Source organism: Actinomadura sp. KC06 (assembly GCF_004348735.1).
Taxonomy (GTDB): Bacteria; Actinomycetota; Actinomycetes; order Streptosporangiales; family Streptosporangiaceae; genus Spirillospora.
Genome location: NZ_SMKT01000370.1, coordinates 1 through 1,775, shown reverse-complemented (window position 1 = coordinate 1,775; position 1,775 = coordinate 1). Strand labels below are relative to the sequence as shown.

Sequence of the window (1,775 nt, the reverse complement as noted above, 5' to 3'; positions counted from 1 at the left end):
GCCCCCGCCCTCCGCTAGCGCCCCGGCGCGTTTTGTCGTAGCCACATGATGTGGTCATCTCATGACTCAGTGTTACGTCACGGACGCCATGAAGCCGCTGCCTAGCCAGGGCCTGCGGCCGGAACCAGGGCCACACTCTCGCCCAGGCCCAGGCCCAGGCCCAGGGCCAAGGCCAAGGCCGCGGCCGAGCATGGCGGCAAAGGTGCGGTCGCGCGTGGCCGCAAGGCCACGGCTGAGCAGGGCGGCAAAACCACGGCCGAGCATGGCGGCAAGGCCACGGCTGAGCAGGGCGGCAAGGCCACGGCTGAGCAGGGCGGCAAGGCCGCGGCCACCGCCGAAGTCGGGGCCGAGAGGTGCTGCGGGCACGGGGCTGCGGGTCCGGGGTGGCTCGTGGGCCGCCTAGAGGGACTCGGCGATGGCGTTGAGTGCGTCGGCGATGTGGTGGACCTCGTCGTCCGTGCAGATGTAGGGGGGCATCGTGTAGATCAGCTTGCCGAACGGGCGGAGCCAGACGCCGTGCGCCATGGCGATCTCCTGGACGGACGGGACGTCCACCGGTTCGCGCGCCTCCACGACCCCGATCGCGCCGAGGACGCGGACGTCCGCCACGCCCTTGAGGTCGGCGGTGCCGCGCAGTTCGCTCGTCAGGATCGCCTCGATGGCGTCGACCTCGTCCCGCCAGTCGCGCGACAGCAGCAGGTCGATGGACGCGGACGCGACCGCGGCGGCCAGCGGGTTGGCCATGTACGTCGGCCCGTGCATGAGCACGCCCGCTTCCCCGGACGTGATCTCGTGCGCGACGCGGTCGGTGCAGAGAGTCGCGGCCATGGTCATGTAGCCGCCGGTTAGGGCCTTCCCGAGGCACATGATGTCCGGGACGACCTCGGCGTGATCGCAGCCCCACAGCTCACCCGTCCGGCCGAACCCGGTGGCGATCTCGTCCAGGACGAGAAGGAGCCCGTGCTCGTCGGCGATGTCCCGCAGCGCGCTCAGGTACTCGGGCGCGTAGAACCGCATGCCGCCCGCGCCCTGCACGACGGGCTCGACGATGATCCCGGCGAGCTCGTCCACATGCTCGGCCGCGAGCCGCGACAGCTCGTCCAGGTAATCGGCGTCGGGTTCGGCGGAGTATCCGAGCGGTGGCGGCGGCGCGAACACGTGCCGGGCCAGGACGTCGCTGAACAGGTGATGCATGCCGTTCACCGGGTCGCAGACGGCCATGTCCCCGAACGTGTCGCCGTGATATCCCCCGCGCACGGTCAGCAGCCGGCGCCGCTCGGGCCGTCCCTGCGATCGCCAGTACTGCAGCGCCATCTTGATCGCGACCTCGACCGCGACGGACCCGGAATCGGCGAAGAACACCTTCGTCAGCGGCTCCGGCGTGATCTCGACGAGCCGCTCCGCGAGCCGGACCGCCGGCGGATGGGTGAGCCCGCCGAACATCACGTGCGCCATCTTGCCGAGCTGCCCGGTCACGGCCGCGTTCAGCTTCGGGTGGTTGTAGCCGTGCACGGCCGCCCACCATGACGACATCCCGTCGATCAGCTCGGTGCCGTCCGCGAGCATGAGCCGCACACCGTCCGCCGACACCACCGGCTGGACTGGCGCGGACGCGGGCATCGGCGAATACGGATGCCAGATGTGCTCACGATCGAACTCCAGCATCCGCTCGGTCGCCTGCGGACTCATCCGCCCAAGCTGCAACGGAACCATCAACCCCGCCCCCCGTCCACCTCACCCTCAGACGACGCACCTCGCGACGCCCGCCCCTCAAC

1 protein-coding gene is annotated in these 1,775 nt (G+C 70.6%); it reads right to left on the bottom strand.

The window, feature by feature from the left end:
- Positions 1–399: 399 nt before the first annotated feature.
- Positions 400–1,689, bottom strand: a complete 1,290-nt coding sequence (locus tag E1287_RS43090; protein ID WP_131971902.1) for an adenosylmethionine--8-amino-7-oxononanoate transaminase — start codon at positions 1,687–1,689, stop codon at positions 400–402.
- Between the last annotated feature and the right edge of the window lie 86 nt (positions 1,690–1,775).